Below are 17026 nucleotides of genomic sequence, written 5' to 3' on the forward strand. Positions count from 1 at the left end.
CCCCAACCTCTCCCCTGAAGAGGAGAGGAGAAGATGCCGTTGGATAAAGCGCCGCCATCCGTGTTCGACAAGCTGCCGCTGCCCTCCGCCAGCCGTTTGCTCGGCTGGACGCTGCGCGCGGTCGATCCGGGCGCCGGCACGATCGAGATCGGCTTCACCGCCGACGATCGCTTCCTCAACCCGGCCGGGACGGTGCAGGGTGGCTTCCTCGCGGCGATGCTCGACGACACCCAAGGGCCGGCGCTGTTCGCCCGGACCGGCGGTGCGATCTACGCTCCGACGATCGACTTCAGCATCGCCTTCATCAAGCCGGCGCGCCCGGGACGCTTCGTCGCCAAGGGACGGGTGGTCAATCTCGGCAAGACGATCGCCTTCACCGAGGCCGAGCTCTTCGACGAGGCGGGAGACCTGGTCGCGCGCGGCACGTTCAGCAATCGGGTGATGCGCACCGAGCGCGTGGTGGGAGAGGGCTGATGCGCCGCAACGAGACTCCGGAGGGCCGCTCGGTGCGGCTGCTGCGCGTCGGCGAGCAGGTTCGCCATGCCTTGTCGGAGGTGCTGATGCGCGGCGACGTCCATGACGAGACGCTCGCCAGCCACAGCGTCTCGATCACCGAAGTCAGGATGTCGCCGGACCTTCGGCACGCGACCGTCTTCGTGAAGCCCCTGCTCGGCGCCGACGAGGAAGCGGTGCTGAAGGCGCTGAAGAAGAACGTGCGCTACCTCAAGGGCGAAGTCGCGCACCGGGTGAACACCAAATATGCCGCCGACCTCAAATTCCTGCCCGACGAGAGCTTCGACGAGGGCGGCCGCATCGACCGGCTGCTGCGGTCACCGAAAGTGGCGCAGGACCTCGAGGAGGAAGAAGACGACGGCGAATAAGGGAGGGGAGGATGCGTTCCTGGCGGCGGCTTTCCGGCTTGGTCACGCTGGGCCTGGCGGGAGGCGCCGCGGCCGAACCGTTCGCGATTCGCGAAGTCGCCTATCCCTCGCTCCCGCAAGCGGCGGCAGACGCCGCCGGCTTCGCGCCGCCGGGCTGGCAGGTGGAGCGGCGGGCGGAAGGCGATCTCGACGGCGACGGACGCATCGATCTGGCCTTCGTCATCCGCAGCCGCGATCCCGCCAACATCCTTGCCAATGAGGGGCTCGGCGAGCCGGTCTTCGACACCAATCCCCGCATCCTGGCGATCGCCCTGCGCGGGGCGGACGGGCCCTACCGGCTGGTGGTGCAGGACCACGCGCTCATCCCTCGCCGCAGGTATCCCACCCAGCAGGATCCGTTCGACGAGACCGACTCCGCGCTGACGATCGAAAACCGGACGCTCAAGCTGGTCATGCCGCGCTTCTGGAGCGCGGGCAGCTGGAGCATGGGACCGGTCGGCTTCACCTTCCGATGGCAGGATGGCGCGATGCGGCTGATCGGTTACGACTATGACAACATTCAGCGCAACAGCGGCGAATCGACCTCGATCAGCGTCAATTTCCTGACCGGGCGGGCAAGGATCGATCTGGGCAACATGGAAAGCGACGATGAAGACGTGCGCTGGATCCGGATCGAGCGCCGGCCGCTCCTCGCGCTCGAAGAGGTGGGCGACGGCCTCGCCTTCGACCCGCAGGGCCTTGTCGCCGGCCTGCCCTGACCTCCCGGCCACGCCATGGCCATCTTTCTGCCGCAGCGAGGCGTGACTCAAGGCCGGCATCCAGTCCCAGGAGACGCTTCATGACCGTTCCGCCAGCCCTGGCCGAGCCGATGGAGGCGGACGGCATCCGCCTCGAGCCGGCGGCGCCGTCGCATCGCGAAGGCCTCCGGGCGGCCTGCACCGAGGACATGGACATCTGGCCGATCTATGCGGTCAATTGGGGGCCCGAGCAGTTCGACGACAATTTCGACAAGCTCCGGCAACGGCCGCGCACGCAGGGCTTCGCGATCCTCGGCGAAGGCGGGATCGTGGGCATGAGCGCCTATCTCGGCATCGAGCCGGAACGGGGCGTGCTCGAGATCGGCAACACCTATTACGTCCCCGCGCTGCGCGGGACCGGCTTCAACCGGCGGGTCAAGGATCTGATGATCCGCCGCGCCTTCGCCTGCGGCTTTCGCCGCATCGAATTCCGCGTCGACAGCCGCAACGCCCGCAGCCAGGCGGCGATGGCGAAGCTCGGCGCGGTGCGCGAGGGCGTGATCCGCGCCGAGCGGATCACCTGGACCGGCCATGTCCGCGACACCGTCCTCTTCTCGATCCTGGCCGGGGAATGGCCCACGGTTGAAGGGGCGTCGGCGAGGGTCTAGGTATTGGCGGTGAACGCGAAGACCAAGCTCGAATCGGCCGGCAAGGTGCAGTTGCCGAAAGACGTGCTGGAGCAGCTCGGCTTCGAACCGGGCCAGGTGCTCGAAGTCGTGCCCAGCGCCAGGGGGATCCTGCTTCGGCGGCCCTTCGCCAAGTCGGGCCGGCGGACCGAGGACGTCCTGGCCGAGATCCGGAAGATCGTGAAGTATGAGGGCCCGGCGGTCCCAGTGGAGGAACTCAGCTTCCCGTCCCCCGAGCATTGGCGCCGGGAACCTTGATCACCGAAGGGTTGAAGGCGGCCGACACGAACGTCATCGTTCGCATCATCGTGCGCGACGATCCCGACCAGATTACCATCATCGATGCGCTGCTCGAACAGTCGTTGTTCGTGCCGATCACCGTTCTCCTGGAGACGGTCTGGGTGCTCAGCTCACGATATAGGATGCAGCGGCGCGATATTGCCGATGCCATGGAAAACCTTCTCGACCTGCCCGCTATCGTCGTCGACGAGCCCGACCTGATTCTCTGGGCGCTGGGCCGCTTCCGCAACGGTGCCGATTTCGCCGACATGCTCCACTTGATCGTCAGCCGCGAGACAGAAGGGCTGGTGACGTTCGACAAAGGCATGCCCAAGGCGGCGGCGGAGCAGGCACCGGTGCCGATCATCACCCTTCGGGCCTGAGCCATGGCCAAGCTCTATTTCTATTATTCGTCGATGAACGCCGGCAAGTCGACGACCCTGCTCCAGGCGGACTTCAACTATCGCGAGCGGGGGATGGCGACGATGCTCTACACCGCCGCCGTCGACGATCGCGCCGGCCAAGGCCTGATCGATTCCCGGATCGGGCTTCGGGCGGAGGCGAATAGCTATGCGCCCGGCAAGAGCCTGCGCGTCGAGGTCGAGGAGGAGATGAAGCGGCGCCGGGTGGATTGCATCCTCCTAGACGAGGCCCAGTTCCTGACCCGAGCCCAGGTGCTGGAGCTGGCGTCGATCTGCGACGAGCTCGACATTCCGGTGCTCGCTTACGGTCTCAGGACCGACTTCCAGGGCGAGCTGTTCGAGGGCAGCGGCGCGCTCCTCGCGCTGGCGGACGCGCTGGTCGAGCTCAAGGCGATCTGCGAGTGCGGCCGCAAGGCGACGATGAACCTGCGCGTCGACGAAGAGGGGCGGGCGGTACGCGCCGGCGCCCAGACCGAGATCGGCGGCAACGACCGCTACGTCGCCTTGTGCCGCCGCCACTTCTTCGAGCGCATGCGCGAGGCGGAGGAAAGGCAGCTGAGGCTCGTTCTCACCTGCGAGGCCGGCGCCGCCGCCTGATCGTTGCGGCGCGGTATTGATCCGATCGCGCCGCATCCCACATCCGGATCGAGGAGATCCGAAGAAGATGGCCAGCGTCCTGTTCACCGCCCTTGCCTTGATCGCCGCCGGCCAGGCGGGCCCGGTCCCAGCCGTGTCGAGCAGCGCGCCGACGCGCTGCACCGCATGCGGAGCCGCCTCGGCCCCGGCGGCCGAGACCCGTGCGGCCGTTGCCCAAGCGGGGCTGCGCCGCCAAGGCTGACACCACGGCGCCCAGGCGTTAAGCGCCGGGCGTGCATGGCTGGCTGATCATCGACAAACCGGTCGGGCCGGGCTCGACTCCGATCGTCGGTGCCGTGAAGAGGGCGCTGCGCGAGGGCGGCTATCCCAAAGTGAAGGTCGGCCATGGCGGGACGCTCGATCCGCTGGCGAGCGGCGTGCTGCCGGTGGCGCTCGGCGAGGCGACCAAGCTTTCCGGGCGGATGCTCGACGCCGACAAGGGCTACGATTTCACCATCGCCTTCGGCGCCGAGACCGACACGCTCGACGCCGAGGGCAAGGTGGTGGCGCATTCGGAGCGGCGGCCGACGATCGAGCAGGTCGAGGCGGTGCTGCCGCTTTTCACCGGCGCGATCGTTCAGGTGCCGCCGGCCTATTCGGCGCTGAAGGTGGAGGGGAAGCGGGCCTACGATCTGGCACGCGCCGGCGCCGAGGTGAAGCTGGCTTCGCGGCAGGTGACGGTTCACCGGCTTGCTTTGCGTCATCCTGGCGAAAGCCAGGATCTCACGGCCTCGACAGAGTCGACGAAGGAGAAGGGAGATCCCAGCTTGCGCTGGGATGACGGCAAGGGCCTGGAGCGGGTCACGCTCTCCGCCCTCGTCTCCAAGGGCACCTACATCCGCTCGCTCGCCCGCGACATCGCCCGGGCCCTTGATGGCGTCGGCCACGTCACCATGTTGCGGAGGACCAAGGCCGGGCCCTTCACCCTCGAAGGGGCGATTTCGCTGGACAAATTGGACGAACTCGCTAAGGCCCGCGACCTTGAACAGGCACTCTTGCCGCTGACGGCAGGGCTGGACGACATCCCGGCTCTTCCCGTCACCCCCGATCAGGCAGGAGCGCTCCGACAGGGGCGGATCTTGATCGGGATTGCCGCAAAGCCGGGGCTTCACCTTGCGACCGACCAGTCTGTTCCGGTCGCTTTGGTCGAAGCCGAAGCCGGAAATCTCCGGGTGGTGCGCGGCTTCAACCTCTAGTTCGAAAGGAATGAACGATGTCGGTCACCGCCGAGCGCAAGCAGGAACTGATCAACGACAATGCCCGCACTTCGGGCGATACCGGTTCGCCGGAGGTGCAGGTCGCGATCCTCACCGAGCGGATCAGCAATCTCACCGAGCATTTCAAGACCCACGCCAAGGACAATCACAGCCGGCGCGGCCTGCTGATGCTCGTCAACAAGCGCCGCTCGCTGCTCGATTATCTCAAGGGCAAGGACGAAGCGCGCTACACCGCCCTCATCGCGAAGCTCGGGCTTCGCAAGTAACCGGAAACGGCCTCCTCGCGAGGCCGTTTTTCGTATCGGGCCCGCGCAATCCGGCGCGGACTCGATGGGACCGATCGGGTCCGACCAGGCGGGCGAGAGCGCCCGCACAGAGGCCCCGGCCGCATAGGGCGGCCGGACGCAAGGAAAACATACATGTTCGACATCAAGAAAGTAGAGATCGAGCTGGGCGGCAAGACGCTGTCCCTCGAAACCGGCCGCGTCGCCCGACAGGCCGATGGCGCCGTGATAGCCCGGCTCGGCGACACCGTCGTGCTGTGCGCCGCGACGGCCGCCAAATCGGTGAAGGAGGGGCAGGATTTCTTCCCGCTCACCGTTCATTACCAGGAGAAGTTCTCCGCCGCCGGCCGCATCCCGGGCGGCTTCTTCAAGCGCGAGCGCGGCGCCACCGAGAAGGAGACGCTGACCTCGCGTCTCATCGACCGCCCGATCCGCCCGCTTTTCCCCGAGGGCTTCTACAACGAGGTCCTCGTCATCGCCCAGGTCCTTTCCTATGACGGCGAGAACGAGCCCGACATCCTGGCGATGATCGCGGCCTCGGCCGCGCTGACGCTCTCCGGCGTTCCGTTCATGGGCCCGATCGGCGGCGCCCGCGTCGGCTACCAGGATGGCGAATATATCCTCAACCCGACGCTGGAGCAGGTCGCCGAGGGCGAGCTCGACCTCGTCGTTGCCGGCACCCGCGACGCCGTGCTGATGGTGGAATCGGAGGCCAAGGAGCTGTCCGAGGACGTCATGCTCGGCGCGGTGATGTTCGCGCATGCCGAGTCGAAGAAGGTCGTCGACGCGATCATCCGGCTCGCCGAGCAGGCGGCGAAGGAGCCGTGGGAGCTCGCCTCCAACGACGGCCAGAACGAGATCCTCGCCAAGCTGCGCGAGCTCGCCGGCAGCGGCCTCGAGCAGGCCTACAAGCTGGTCGGCAAGGCGGAGCGCGTCGCCGCGATCGCCGCCGCCAAGACCCCGCTCAAGGCCGCCTATGAGGATGCCGATCCGCAGACCAAGCTGAAGGCGTCGAAGCTCGGCAAGAAGCTCGAGGCCGAGATCGTCCGCACCGCCATCCTGAAGGAAGGCCGGCGCATCGACGGCCGCGACACCAAGACGGTCCGCCCGATCGAGGCGATGGTCGGCTTCCTGCCGCGCACCCACGGTTCGGCTTTGTTCACCCGGGGCGAGACCCAGGCGATCGTCAGCACGACGCTGGGAACCAAGGACAGCGAGCAGATGATCGACGGCCTGACCGGCCTGTCCTACGAGCGCTTCATGCTCCACTACAACTTCCCGCCTTACTCGGTCGGCGAAGTGGGGCGGTTCGGCGCTCCGGGGCGGCGCGAGGTCGGCCACGGCAAGCTCGCCTGGCGGGCGATCCACCCGATGCTGCCGAGCCACGAGGAATTCCCGTACACGGTCCGCGTCCTTTCGGACATCACCGAGTCGAACGGCTCGTCGTCGATGGCGACGGTGTGCGGCGCCTCGCTGTCGCTGATGGATGCCGGCGTTCCGCTGAAGCGGCCGGTGGCAGGCATCGCGATGGGCCTCATCCTCGAAGGCAGCGACTTCGCCGTCATCTCCGACATCCTCGGTGACGAGGATCATCTCGGCGACATGGACTTCAAGGTCGCCGGCACATCCGAGGGCATCACCGCCCTGCAGATGGACATCAAGATCGCCGGCATCACCGAGGAGATCATGCGCGTCGCCCTGGCCCAGGCGAAGGAAGGCCGCGCCCACATCCTCGGCGAGATGGCCAAGGCGCTCGACCATACGCGGTCCGAGCTGTCGGCCCACGCGCCGCGGATCGAGACGATGCAGATCCCGAAGGACAAAATCCGCGACGTCATCGGCACCGGCGGCAAGATCATCCGCGAGATCGTCGCCACCACCGGCGCCAAGGTCGACATCGACGACGAGGGCGTGATCAAGATCAGCTCCTCCGACCTCACCCAGATCGAGGCGGCCCGCAAGTGGATCGCCGGAATCGTCGAGGAGGCCGAAGTCGGCAAGATCTACGACGGCAAGGTGGTCAACATCGTCGACTTCGGCGCCTTCGTGAACTTCATGGGCGGCAAGGACGGGCTCGTCCACGTCTCGGAGATCAAGGCGGAGCGGGTCGAGAATGTCCGCGACGTCCTCTCCGAGGGCCAGGAAGTGAAGGTCAAGGTCCTCGAGATCGATCCGCGCGGCAAGGTCCGCCTGTCGATGCGCGTCGTCGACCAGGAGACCGGCGAGGAGCTGGAGGACACCCGACCGGCGCGCGAGCCGCGGGGCGAGCGTGGCGACCGCGGCGACCGTGGTGACCGTGGCCCCCGCCGCGAAGGCGGCGGCGAAGGTCGTGGCGACCGGCGCCGGGGCCGCGGCGGCGGCGGTGGTGGCGGCGGCGGCGGCCGCAGCGGTGGCGAGCGTGGCGATCGTCCGCGCGGCGACCGCGAGGGCGGCGCCCGGCCGGAGCGCGAGGAGGGCGAGCCCGAATTCGCGCCCGCCTTCCTGACCCGCGACGACGACTGATCCGCAGCGACCGCTCGGACGGTTCAAGAAGAAGGGGCCCCGGCGACGGGGCCCCTTTTGTATTGGGAGAGCGGGCTTGCCCGATGACCGAAGCGCCGGATCCGTCGATCCTGCCGAAAGGGTCTAGGCAGCAACCTTCGGCGCTGACGAGGCGGCTTCCTGCGCGACCTCCGCCGTGTCGAAGCGGCGGACCAGCCGTCCCCCGCACCACAGCTCGACCGGTTGGTCGACGGCGCGACGCTGGGCGATGCCGATCGCCACTTCGTCGTTGACCGCGTCGAAGGATTCCTCCCGCTCGAAATAGCCCATGGTCGGGCTGACGAAATGGAGGCTGTAATAGGACATCGATGATCCCTCGTGATGGGCCGTCCGCAGGGAACCGGCCGGGACAGCCGGGCGATCGGGCCCAAGGAGGAAATGCTCGACTCCTCAGAGCGGTTCCGGAACTGGCTGTTAATCTGCGGTTTAATATTGCGCAGTGCGGCAGGACGGTGCCGGGACGCGCCGGGCGCCGTCGCTTCGAAGCCGATGAGAGCCCCTCGCCTTCGGCCCACGGCGCCTTTAGCCTGGTGCAGGCCCAGCCAAAAGGCGGTGAAAACTTAACCCTGGCTTGCCGGAATGCTGCGGCGCAGCATAGCAACGCGCGGTGCGCATCGCGATCATCGACGAGAAAGCGGGCCGGGCGAGCATCATCCAGGAGGGTCTCGTCGAGGCCGGTCTCACCGACAGCGTCGTCGTCACCGAACGCACCGGCCTGCTCGCCCGGCTCGAGGCGATCGGCCCCGAGGTGGTGCTGATCGACCTCGAAAATCCCGGCCGCGACGTGCTCGAGGAATATTTCGCCGTCTCCCGGGCGCTGGCGCGACCGATCGCCATGTTCGTCGACCAGAGCGACGAGGAATCGACGGCAGCCGCGATCGATGCCGGCGTCTCGGCCTATATCGTCGACGGCCTCGCCAAGAGCCGGATCAAGCCGATCCTCGATCTCGCGGTGCGGCGCTTCCAGGCCTTCTCCAAGCTCCAGCGCGAGCTTCACGAGGCACGGAGCGCGCTCGCCGAGCGCGCGGTGATCGATCGGGCCAAGGCGATCCTGATGGCGCGGCGGCGGATCGACGAGCCGGCCGCCTATGCCCTGCTGCGCAGCCACGCGATGCGCTCCAATCGCCGCATCGCCGAGGTGGCCGAGGCGATCGTCACCGCCGAGACTCTGATGGGAGGGGAGGGATGACGCTCGACCGGATCCGGATCGGCTTCCTGCCGCTGGTCGATGCCGGCGTGCCGATCCTGGCGCACGAGCTCGGCCTGGCCGAGGAGGAGGGCCTGTCGATCGAGCTGGTTCGCGACATGACCTGGGCGACGGTGCGCGACCGCCTGCTCTACGGCCATAGCGACGCCGCCCACTTAGTCGCGCCGCTGGCGATCGCGACCAGCCTTGGCCGGGGGCGCCCGCCGGCATCGCTGTCGGTGCCGTTCGTGCTCGGCCTCAACGGCAATGCCGTCACGCTGGCGCCCGATCTCGCCGACGCGGTAGTGCCGGGGCGCGGACTCGGCGATCCGCGCGCCGCGGGGATACGGCTCGCGCAGGCGGCGCGCGCGCGGCGCGAACGCGGAGCGCGCGTCCGCATCGGCGTCGTCCATCGCTATTCGAGCCACAATTACATGCTGCGCTACTGGCTGGCCGAATGCGGGCTGCGGCCGGACGAGGACATCGAGATCGTCACGATCAGCCCGCCCTTCGCCGCCGATGCGCTGGCGGCGGGCGAGGTGGACGGGATCTGCGTCGGCGAGCCCTGGAACAGCGTCGCCGTCGAACGCGGCGCCGGCCGGATCGTGCTGGTGACGGCGCAGATCTGGCGCCGCGGCGTCGAAAAGGTGCTGGCCTTGCGCACGCGCCGGATGGAGGAGGCCCCCGATCTGGTCGACCGCCTGATCCGCGCACTGCACCGCGCCGCCGCGCGCTTCGCCGATCCGGCGCTGGCCGACATCCATGCCTCGATCCTGGCGCGACCGGCCTATCTCGACGGCTCGGCCGACATGATCCGGCGCGCCATCTCGGACCGGATCCTGCTCGGCCGGGGCACCGAGCCGGTCCACATCCCCGATTTCATGTTCCAATATCGCCAAGGGGCGAATTTTCCGTGGGTGAGCCAGGCCGCGTGGCTCTACTCCCAGATGGTGCGATGGGACAAAAGCGCCTTCTCGGAGGCGGATGCCGAGCGAGCGCGGCGGGTGTTCCGGCCCGACGTCTATCGGCGCGCGCTGGCCGGCACCGGCGCGCCGCTGCCCGGCGCCAGCTCGAAGCTCGAGGGCGCGATCGACGGCGAGCTCGGCGCCGGATCGGTCCAGGGCCGGCTGCTGCTCGGCACCGACCTGTTCTTCGACGGCCGCGCCTTCGATCCCGACCATATCGCCGATTATCTGCGCGCCCTCCCGGGCTGAGACGCGTGCGCGGGGCGCAAGAGCGCGGCTGCAATTGCTGCATGCGCGAAATTTGTTGCAGTGCAGCGGCGAACGACTATCCTTCTTCGAGTCGGGCAAAGACGTCCGACCTCACAGAACCATTCCGGCCGTCCAGCGCGGGGCGACGGGAATAAGGCGGCCGATGACCGGCCGCTACAGGCAATGGTGCCGCCCGACAGGCCGAGACCCGGCATGTCGAGGCGGCTTTTTTCGTTTCGGCGAGGTATTGCATGACCGCGACCCCAAATCCCTTCCCGAGCCACCTGCCGCGCCGGCCGGCGCGGCCGGGCTTCTGGTCCACCGGCCACCGCCCGACCTTGTTCGCCGCCTTCCTCTATTTCGACCTCGCCTTCATGGTCTGGGTCCTGCTCGGTCCGCTCGCGCCGGACATAGCGCGAGAGCTCGGGCTCGATCCCGCTCGAACGGGGCTGATGGTGGCGCTGCCGACGCTGGCCGGAGCAATGCTTCGGATCCTGCTCGGCCTGCTGGTCGACCGGATCGGGCCGAAGCTGACCGGGACGATCGCCCAGATCGTCGTCATCCTCGGTCTCGGCGCCGCCTGGGCGATCGGGGTTCGATCGTTCGGGGGCACGATCGCCCTCGGCCTCGTCCTCGGCGTGGCGGGAGCGAGCTTCGCCGTCGCTCTGCCTTTGGCCAGCCGCTGGTACCCGCCCGAACATCAGGGCAAGGCGATGGGCATTGCCGGCATGGGAAATAGCGGCACCGTGCTCGCCGCCTTGTTCGCGCCGATGCTCGCCGCCGCCTTCGGCTGGAACGCCGTGCTCGGCCTCGTCACCCTTCCCCTGACGCTCGTCCTCCTCCTCTATCTCTTCCTTGCGCGGGATCCGCCGGGGCGACCGCCGGCGCGATCGCCCGCCGGCTATCTCGCCCCCTTGCGGACCCGCGACGCCTGGTGGTTCATGTTCCTCTACGGCGTAACCTTCGGCGGCTTCTCCGGCCTGGCGGCATCGCTCTCGCTCTACTTCACCGACCGGTTCGCGCTCTCGACCGTCGCCGCCGGCTATTGCACCGCCGCCTGCGTCTTCGCCGGATCCCTGGTCCGCCCGATCGGCGGCGCGCTCGCCGACCGCTTCGGCGGCGCCGGCACGCTCAGTCTCGTCTATCTGGTCGCGGCGATCGCCCTGATCGGGATCAGCTTCGGCCCGGCCACGGTGCCGGCCGCGCTCGCTTTGTTCGTCCTCGCCATGCTCGCCCTCGGCGCGGGAAACGGCGCCGTCTTCCAGCTCGTCCCGCAGCGCTTTCCGGGCGAGATCGGGGTGATGACCGGGCTGGTCGGCATGGCCGGCGGGGTCGGCGGCTTCTACCTCGCTTCGAGCCTCGGCTTCGCGCGCCAGGCGGTGGGAAGCTACCAGCCCGGCTTCCTGATCTTCGCGGCGCTGGCGGTGATCGCCCTGGCCGGGGTCAACCGGGTCAAGCGGCGCTGGCGATCGAGCTGGGGGCTCGACGCCAAGGGAGTGCGGATCTGATGAGCCGGCACTGGACCCCGCCCGCGGACCCGGCGGACGCGCGGCCGCGCCTCGTCGTCATCGGCAACGGCATGGCCGGCTGCCGCGCCGTCGAGGAGCTGCTCGCCCGCGATCCGGACCGCTACCGGATCACGATCATCGGCGCCGAGCCGCACGTCAATTACAACCGGATCATGCTCTCGCCCTTGCTCGCCGGCGAGAAGAGCTTCGACGAGATCGTCATCAACGACGCCGGCTGGTACGAGGAGAACAAGATCGCCCTCGTGTCGGGGGACCCGGCCGTGGCGGTCGACCGGAGGGCGAAACGAGTGACGACGCGCAGCGGCGCCGCCATCCCCTACGACAAGCTGCTGCTCGCCACCGGCTCGGATCCCGTCATCATCCCGGTGCCCGGCCACGACCTGCCCGGCGTGGTGGCCTTCAGGGAACTGGCCGACGTCGACGCGATGCTCGCGGCGGCCGAGGACGGCGGCGAGGCGGTGGTGATCGGCGGCGGCCTGCTCGGCCTCGAGGCGGCGCACGGCCTCTCGCGCCGCGGCATGCGGGTGACCGTCGTCCATCTCATGCCGACCTTGATGGAGCGCCAGCTCGACGAGGCAGCCGGCTGGCTGCTCAAGTCCAGCCTCGAGGCGCGAGGGCAGACCATCCTGACCTCCGCCTCGACCCGCGAGATTTACGGGGGCGGACGCGTCGAGGGTGTCCGGCTCGAGGATGGCCGCGAGGTGCCGGCGCGGCTGGTGGTGATGGCGGTCGGGATCCGCCCCAATGCCGCGCTGGCGCGCGAGGCGGGCCTCGAGGTCGGCCGTGGCGTCGTCGTCGACGATCATATGGTGACGAGCGACCCGGACGTGCTCGCGGTCGGGGAATGCGCCGAGCATCGCGGCCAATGCTACGGGCTGGTGGCGCCGATCTGGGACATGTGCCGCGCCGTCGCCGACGGGCTCACCACGGGCCCGCGCCCCTATGCCGGCTCGGCCGTGTCGACCAAGCTCAAGGTCTCCGGAATCGACGTCTTCTCGGCGGGCGACCTGGCCGGCGGCGCGGGCTGCGAGGACATCGTCCTGCGGGACGCGGCGCGCGGCGTCTACAAAAGGCTGATCGTCCAGGGCGAGCGGCTGGTCGGCGCGGTGCTCTACGGCGACACCGAGGACGGCAATTGGTATTTCCAGCTGCTCCGCGAGGGCGCCGACATCGCGCCGCTGCGCGACAACATCATCTTCGGCCGCGCCTTCGCGGAGGGCGGCGCCGCGGACCCTAAGGACGCCGTTGCGGCACTGCCCGACGAGGCGGAGATCTGCGGCTGCAACGGCGTGTGCAAGGGCAGGATCATAGCCGCCATCGCCGAGCAGGGCGCGGCGACGCTGGACGACGTGCGCGCTCTCACCAAGGCCTCGGCGTCGTGCGGATCGTGCACGGGACCGGTCGAGGCGCTGCTCGCCTCGACGCTCGGCGAGTCCTATGCCGGCGAGCGCGCCGTCCGGACGATGTGCAAATGCACCAGCTTCGGCCATGGCGACGTGCGGCGCGAGATCGTCGCTCAGGGGATGAAGTCGATTCCCGAGGTGATGCACAAGCTGCACTGGGCGACGCCGGACGGCTGCGCCTCCTGCCGGCCGGCGCTCAATTACTATCTGCTCTGCGCCTGGCCGGGCGATTATGCGGACGACGAGCAGAGCCGCTTCGTCAACGAGCGGCTCCACGCCAACATCCAGAAGGACGGCACCTATTCGGTGGTGCCGCGCATGTGGGGCGGGATCACCAGCCCGAAGGAATTGCGGGCGATCGCCGACGTCGTCGAGAAATATGACGCGAAGATGGTCAAGGTCACCGGCGGCCAGCGGCTCGACATCTTCGGCATTCGCAAGGAGGACCTGCCGGCGGTCTGGGCAGACCTCAACGCGGCCGGCATGGTCTCGGGCCACGCCTACGGCAAGGCGCTGCGGACGGTGAAGACCTGCGTCGGCTCCGAATGGTGCCGGTTCGGCACCCAGGATTCGACCGGACTCGGCGTCCGGCTGGAGCAGATGAGCTGGGGCAGCTGGATGCCCCACAAGTTCAAGATGGCGGTGTCGGGCTGCCCCCGCAATTGCGCCGAGGCGACGATCAAGGATTTCGGCGTGATCTGCGTCGACAGCGGCTACGAACTGCATGTCGGCGGCAATGGCGGCATCAGGCTGAGGGGCACCGACCTCCTGTGCAAGGTGGAGACCGAGGCGGAGGCGATCGAATATTGCGCCGCCTTCGTGCAGCTCTACCGCGAGGAAGCGCATTATCTCGAGCGGACGGCGCCGTGGATCGAGCGGGTCGGGATCGAGCCGATCCGGGCCCGTATCCTCGATCCGGCGAGCCGCGGCGCGCTCGCCGAGAGGTTCCGCCAGTCGCAGCGGCACAGCCAGCACGATCCGTGGGCGCAGCGCGCGCGCGGTCGCGACCGCCACCTCCACCACCATCTGGCCGAGGTCCGGCCGAAGGAGAATGCCTGATGGATCGCAGCCTGTTCGGCGAGTGGCTGGACCTCGGCCCGATCGAGGACATCCCGCTGCGCGGCGCCCGCAGCGTCCCCGTCCAGGGCGGCGAGGAGATCGCCGTCTTCCGCACCGGGGAGGGCCGCGTCTACGCCCTGGTCAACAAATGCCCGCATCGCGCCGGACCGCTCAGCCAGGGCATCGTCCATGGCGACAAGGTCGCCTGTCCGCTGCACAATTGGGTCATCTCGCTCGCCACCGGCCAGGCCGAGGGCGCCGACATCGGCTGCACGCCGACAATCGAGGTGCGGGTCGTCTCCGGCCGGGTGCAGCTCAAGCGCGCGGCGGTGGTGGGCCGCGCCGCCTGAGATGGAGTCGGTCCGGACCACCTGTCCCTATTGCGGCGTCGGCTGCGGCATCCTCGCCCGCGCGGCCGAGGGCCAGGCGGAGATCAAGGGCGATCCGGAACACCCGGCCAATCGCGGCCGCTTGTGCTCCAAGGGCGCCAACCTGGCCGAGACGCTTACCCCCGAGGGGCGGCTGCTTCACCCGATCGTCCACGGCCGGCGCGCCAGCTGGGACCGGGCGCTCGGCCTGGTCGCGCGGCGGATGGCGGCCTGCGTGCGCGACCACGGTCCGGACAGCGTCGGCTTCTATCTGTCGGGCCAGCTCCTCACCGAGGATTATTACGTCGCCAACAAGCTGATGAAGGGCTTCATCGGATCGGCCAATGTCGACACCAATTCGCGCCTGTGCATGTCGAGCGCCGTCGCCGCCCATGTCCGAGCGTTCGGCGAGGACATCGTCCCGGCCGGCTATGACGATCTCGACCAGGCCGACCTCGTCGTCCTGATCGGCTCCAACGCCGCCTGGTGCCATCCCGTTCTCCACCAGCGCATCCTCGCCGCCCGCGAGGCGCGCGGGACCCGCATCGTCGTCGTCGACCCGCGCCGGACCGAGACGGCCGAGGAGGCCGACCTGCACCTCGCCTTGCGACCCGGCACCGACATCGCCCTGATCAACGGTCTGCTCGCGCATTGCCGCCGCAGCGGCCTGGTCGACGACGCCTACATCGCCCGTAGCGTCCACGTCCCGGACGGCTTCTGGTCATCGATCGAGCAAGCGGGCGATCCCTGGTCGGTGGCGCGCGCCTGCGACCTGGCGCCGGCCGACGTCCAAGCCTTTTTCCGGCTGTTCGCCGAGCGTCCGCGCACGGTCACCCTGTTCAGCCAGGGGATCAACCAGTCGGTGCGCGGCACCGACCAGGCCAATGCGATCCTCAATCTCCATTTGGCGACCGGGCGGATCGGCAGGCCCGGCGCCGCTCCTTTCTCCATAACCGGCCAGCCCAATGCGATGGGCGGGCGCGAGGTCGGCGGCCTCGCCACCAGCCTCGCCGCCCATATGGATTTCGGCCCCGACAATGTGGAGCGCCTGCGCCGCTTCTGGGCCGCGCCGAACGTCGCGTCGAAGCCGGGGCTGAAGGCCGTGGACCTGTTCCGCGCCGTGCGCGACGGCCGCGTCAGGATGCTTTGGATCATGGCCACCAATCCGGCGGTGAGCCTGCCCGATGCGGGGGAGGTGCGCTCGGCGCTGGCGCGCTGCCCTTTCCTCGTCGTCTCCGACTGCATCGCCGAGACCGACACCAGCCGCTTCGCCCATGTGAAGCTGCCGGCGGCCGCCTGGGGCGAGAAGGACGGCACCGTCACCAATTCGGAGCGCAGGATCAGCCGGCAGCGACCCTTCCTGTCTCCGCCCGGCGAGGCGCGGCCGGACTGGTGGATCGTCGCCGAGGTGGCGCGGCGGATGGGCTGGGGCGACGCCTTCGCCTATCGCGGCCCGGCCGACATCTATCGCGAGCATGTCCGGCTGTGCGCGTATCAGAATGACGGTCAACGGCGGCTCGACCTCGGCCGTCACGCCGGCCTGTCCGACGCCGGCTATGCGGCGATGGAACCCTGGCAGTGGGGCGGGCGGCCATTCGCCGACGGCCGCTTTCCCACCGCCGACGGCAAGGCGCGGCTGGTCGCGATGCGGCCGGCGCGGCCGGAAGCGCCGCTGGCGCGCTGGCCGCTCCTGCTCAACAGCGGGCGCTATCGGGATCAATGGCACAGCATGACCCGCACCGGCCTGTCGCCGCGGCTGGCGCGCCATCGGCCCGAGCCCTTCGTCGAGATCGCTCCAGCCGATGCCGAGGCCGCAGGCATCGCCGAGGGCGACCTGGTGCGCGTCGCGACCCCGCAGGCCGCGAGCCTGTTCCGTGCCCGGCTCACAGACCGACACCGTCCCGGCGAGCTGTTCGTGCCGATCCACTGGACCGACCGGCAGGCGACCGGCGGCCGGACCGGGCTGCTGACGCGGCCGCTCGTCGACCCGCATTCGGGCCAGCCCGGCTTCAAGGCGACGCCGGCGGCGATCGCCAAGGCGGCGGTCGACTGGCACGGCTTCCTTGTCGCGCGGACGCTGCCCGCGGCGATCGGCACCCTCTACGCGGTCCGGATCCGGCTCGCCGGCGGCTGGCTGGTCGAGCTGGCCGGCAGCGGCGATCCGGCCCCGCAGGCGGAGCGCCTGCTTCCCGCCGGTCACCGTGTCGAAGCCAATGACGCGGCGCGCCGGCAGCTGCGCATCGTCGTCGAACGGGAGGGGAAGCTCGAGGGGGCTTTGCTGATAGGGCGGCCCGGCTCGCTGCCGCCGCGCGAGTGGCTGATCGGGCAGCTGGCAGGCGACGACGAGGCAGCCTCGGCTGCGGAATGGCTCGCCGGCCGTCCGCTCGGCGCGCGGCCGGCCGCCGGCCCGATGTTGTGCGCCTGCTTCGAGGTCACGGCTGACCGGGTCGCGCAGGCCATCGCCGAGCATGATCTGGGCAGCGTCGAGCAAGTCGGGTCATTGCTGCGGGCGGGGTCGAATTGCGGCGCCTGCCGGCCCGAGATACGCGCGCTGCTTCGCCGCAACTTCGCTTAGGGGAGGGGC

Annotated in this window: 18 protein-coding genes; 17 read left to right on the forward strand and 1 reads right to left on the reverse strand. The window is 69.2% G+C overall.

Features of this window, described 5'->3' with window-relative positions:
* Positions 1–33 precede the first annotated feature (33 nt).
* The 11 genes from DDE10_RS19430 (at position 34) to pnp (ending at position 7644) form a co-directional block, all read left to right on the forward strand.
* Complete coding sequence (locus DDE10_RS19430) at positions 34–474, forward strand: PaaI family thioesterase (protein WP_114954465.1); 441 nt, start codon at positions 34–36, stop codon at positions 472–474.
* Positions 474–881, forward strand: coding sequence for a 30S ribosome-binding factor RbfA (gene rbfA / locus DDE10_RS19435; protein WP_114954466.1), 408 nt, complete (start codon positions 474–476; stop codon positions 879–881). Before DDE10_RS19430 ends, rbfA begins: the two co-directional genes overlap by 1 nt.
* 11 nt (positions 882–892) lie before the next feature.
* Positions 893–1639 (forward strand): hypothetical protein, encoded by a 747-nt coding sequence (locus tag DDE10_RS19440; RefSeq protein ID WP_114954467.1) that lies wholly within the window; start codon positions 893–895, stop codon positions 1637–1639.
* An 80-nt stretch (positions 1640–1719) separates the two neighbouring features.
* Entirely contained in the window at positions 1720–2286 is a 567-nt protein-coding gene (locus DDE10_RS19450; RefSeq protein WP_114954468.1) for a GNAT family N-acetyltransferase, read from the forward strand.
* 9 nt (positions 2287–2295) lie between these two features.
* Positions 2296–2562 carry an AbrB/MazE/SpoVT family DNA-binding domain-containing protein gene (locus DDE10_RS19455; RefSeq protein ID WP_162806743.1) on the forward strand — a complete coding sequence of 89 codons (267 nt, stop codon included), beginning with the start codon at positions 2296–2298 and terminating at the stop codon, positions 2560–2562.
* On the forward strand, positions 2559–2966 hold the full coding sequence (locus tag DDE10_RS19460) for a type II toxin-antitoxin system VapC family toxin (protein WP_162806744.1): 408 nt from the start codon (positions 2559–2561) through the stop codon (positions 2964–2966). Before DDE10_RS19455 ends, DDE10_RS19460 begins: the two co-directional genes overlap by 4 nt.
* Before the next feature lie 3 nt (positions 2967–2969).
* A complete protein-coding gene (locus DDE10_RS19465; RefSeq protein ID WP_114954471.1) occupies positions 2970–3602 on the forward strand; it encodes a thymidine kinase in 633 nt (210 codons plus the stop codon).
* 67 nt (positions 3603–3669) lie between these two features.
* On the forward strand, positions 3670–3843 hold the full coding sequence (locus DDE10_RS23595) for a hypothetical protein (protein ID WP_162806745.1): 174 nt from the start codon (positions 3670–3672) through the stop codon (positions 3841–3843).
* A gap of 31 nt (positions 3844–3874) precedes the next feature.
* Positions 3875–4837 carry a tRNA pseudouridine(55) synthase TruB gene (gene truB / locus DDE10_RS19470; RefSeq protein ID WP_114954472.1) on the forward strand — a complete coding sequence of 321 codons (963 nt, stop codon included), beginning with the start codon at positions 3875–3877 and terminating at the stop codon, positions 4835–4837.
* 17 nt (positions 4838–4854) lie between these two features.
* Positions 4855–5124, forward strand: coding sequence for a 30S ribosomal protein S15 (gene rpsO, locus DDE10_RS19475; protein WP_114954473.1), 270 nt, complete (start codon positions 4855–4857; stop codon positions 5122–5124).
* Positions 5125–5277: 153 nt separating this feature from the next.
* Positions 5278–7644 (forward strand): polyribonucleotide nucleotidyltransferase, encoded by a 2367-nt coding sequence (gene pnp, locus DDE10_RS19480; protein WP_114954474.1) that lies wholly within the window; start codon positions 5278–5280, stop codon positions 7642–7644.
* Positions 7645–7767: 123 nt separating this feature from the next.
* Here the strand turns inward: pnp and DDE10_RS19485 are convergent, their stop codons facing one another.
* Complete coding sequence (locus DDE10_RS19485) at positions 7768–7989, reverse strand: hypothetical protein (protein ID WP_114954475.1); 222 nt, start codon at positions 7987–7989, stop codon at positions 7768–7770.
* 301 nt (positions 7990–8290) lie between these two features.
* Here DDE10_RS19485 and DDE10_RS19490 point away from each other — a divergent pair, with 301 nt between their 5' ends.
* The 6 genes from DDE10_RS19490 to DDE10_RS19515 all read left to right on the forward strand — a co-directional run bounded on the left by DDE10_RS19490 (position 8291) and on the right by DDE10_RS19515 (position 17017).
* The gene (locus DDE10_RS19490; RefSeq protein ID WP_114954476.1) at positions 8291–8872 is read left to right on the forward strand and encodes an ANTAR domain-containing response regulator; all 582 of its coding nucleotides are present in this window, start codon (positions 8291–8293) and stop codon (positions 8870–8872) included.
* Positions 8869–10083: an ABC transporter substrate-binding protein gene (locus DDE10_RS19495; RefSeq protein WP_114954477.1), complete on the forward strand. Its 1215-nt coding sequence runs from the start codon at positions 8869–8871 to the stop codon at positions 10081–10083. The genes DDE10_RS19490 and DDE10_RS19495 overlap by 4 nt, the downstream gene beginning before the upstream one ends.
* A gap of 251 nt (positions 10084–10334) precedes the next feature.
* On the forward strand, positions 10335–11591 hold the full coding sequence (locus DDE10_RS19500; protein ID WP_114954478.1) for a nitrate/nitrite transporter: 1257 nt from the start codon (positions 10335–10337) through the stop codon (positions 11589–11591).
* Positions 11591–14074: a nitrite reductase large subunit NirB gene (nirB, locus tag DDE10_RS19505; RefSeq protein ID WP_114954479.1), complete on the forward strand. Its 2484-nt coding sequence runs from the start codon at positions 11591–11593 to the stop codon at positions 14072–14074. Before DDE10_RS19500 ends, nirB begins: the two co-directional genes overlap by 1 nt.
* On the forward strand, positions 14074–14424 hold the full coding sequence (gene nirD / locus DDE10_RS19510; RefSeq protein WP_114954480.1) for a nitrite reductase small subunit NirD: 351 nt from the start codon (positions 14074–14076) through the stop codon (positions 14422–14424). Before nirB ends, nirD begins: the two co-directional genes overlap by 1 nt.
* 1 nt (position 14425) lies before the next feature.
* Positions 14426–17017, forward strand: coding sequence for a nitrate reductase (locus tag DDE10_RS19515; protein ID WP_114954481.1), 2592 nt, complete (start codon positions 14426–14428; stop codon positions 17015–17017).
* Positions 17018–17026 lie beyond the last annotated feature (9 nt).

The sequence above is a fragment of the Sphingosinicella terrae genome, assembly GCF_003347635.1.
GTDB lineage: Bacteria > Pseudomonadota > Alphaproteobacteria > Sphingomonadales > Sphingomonadaceae > Allosphingosinicella > Allosphingosinicella terrae.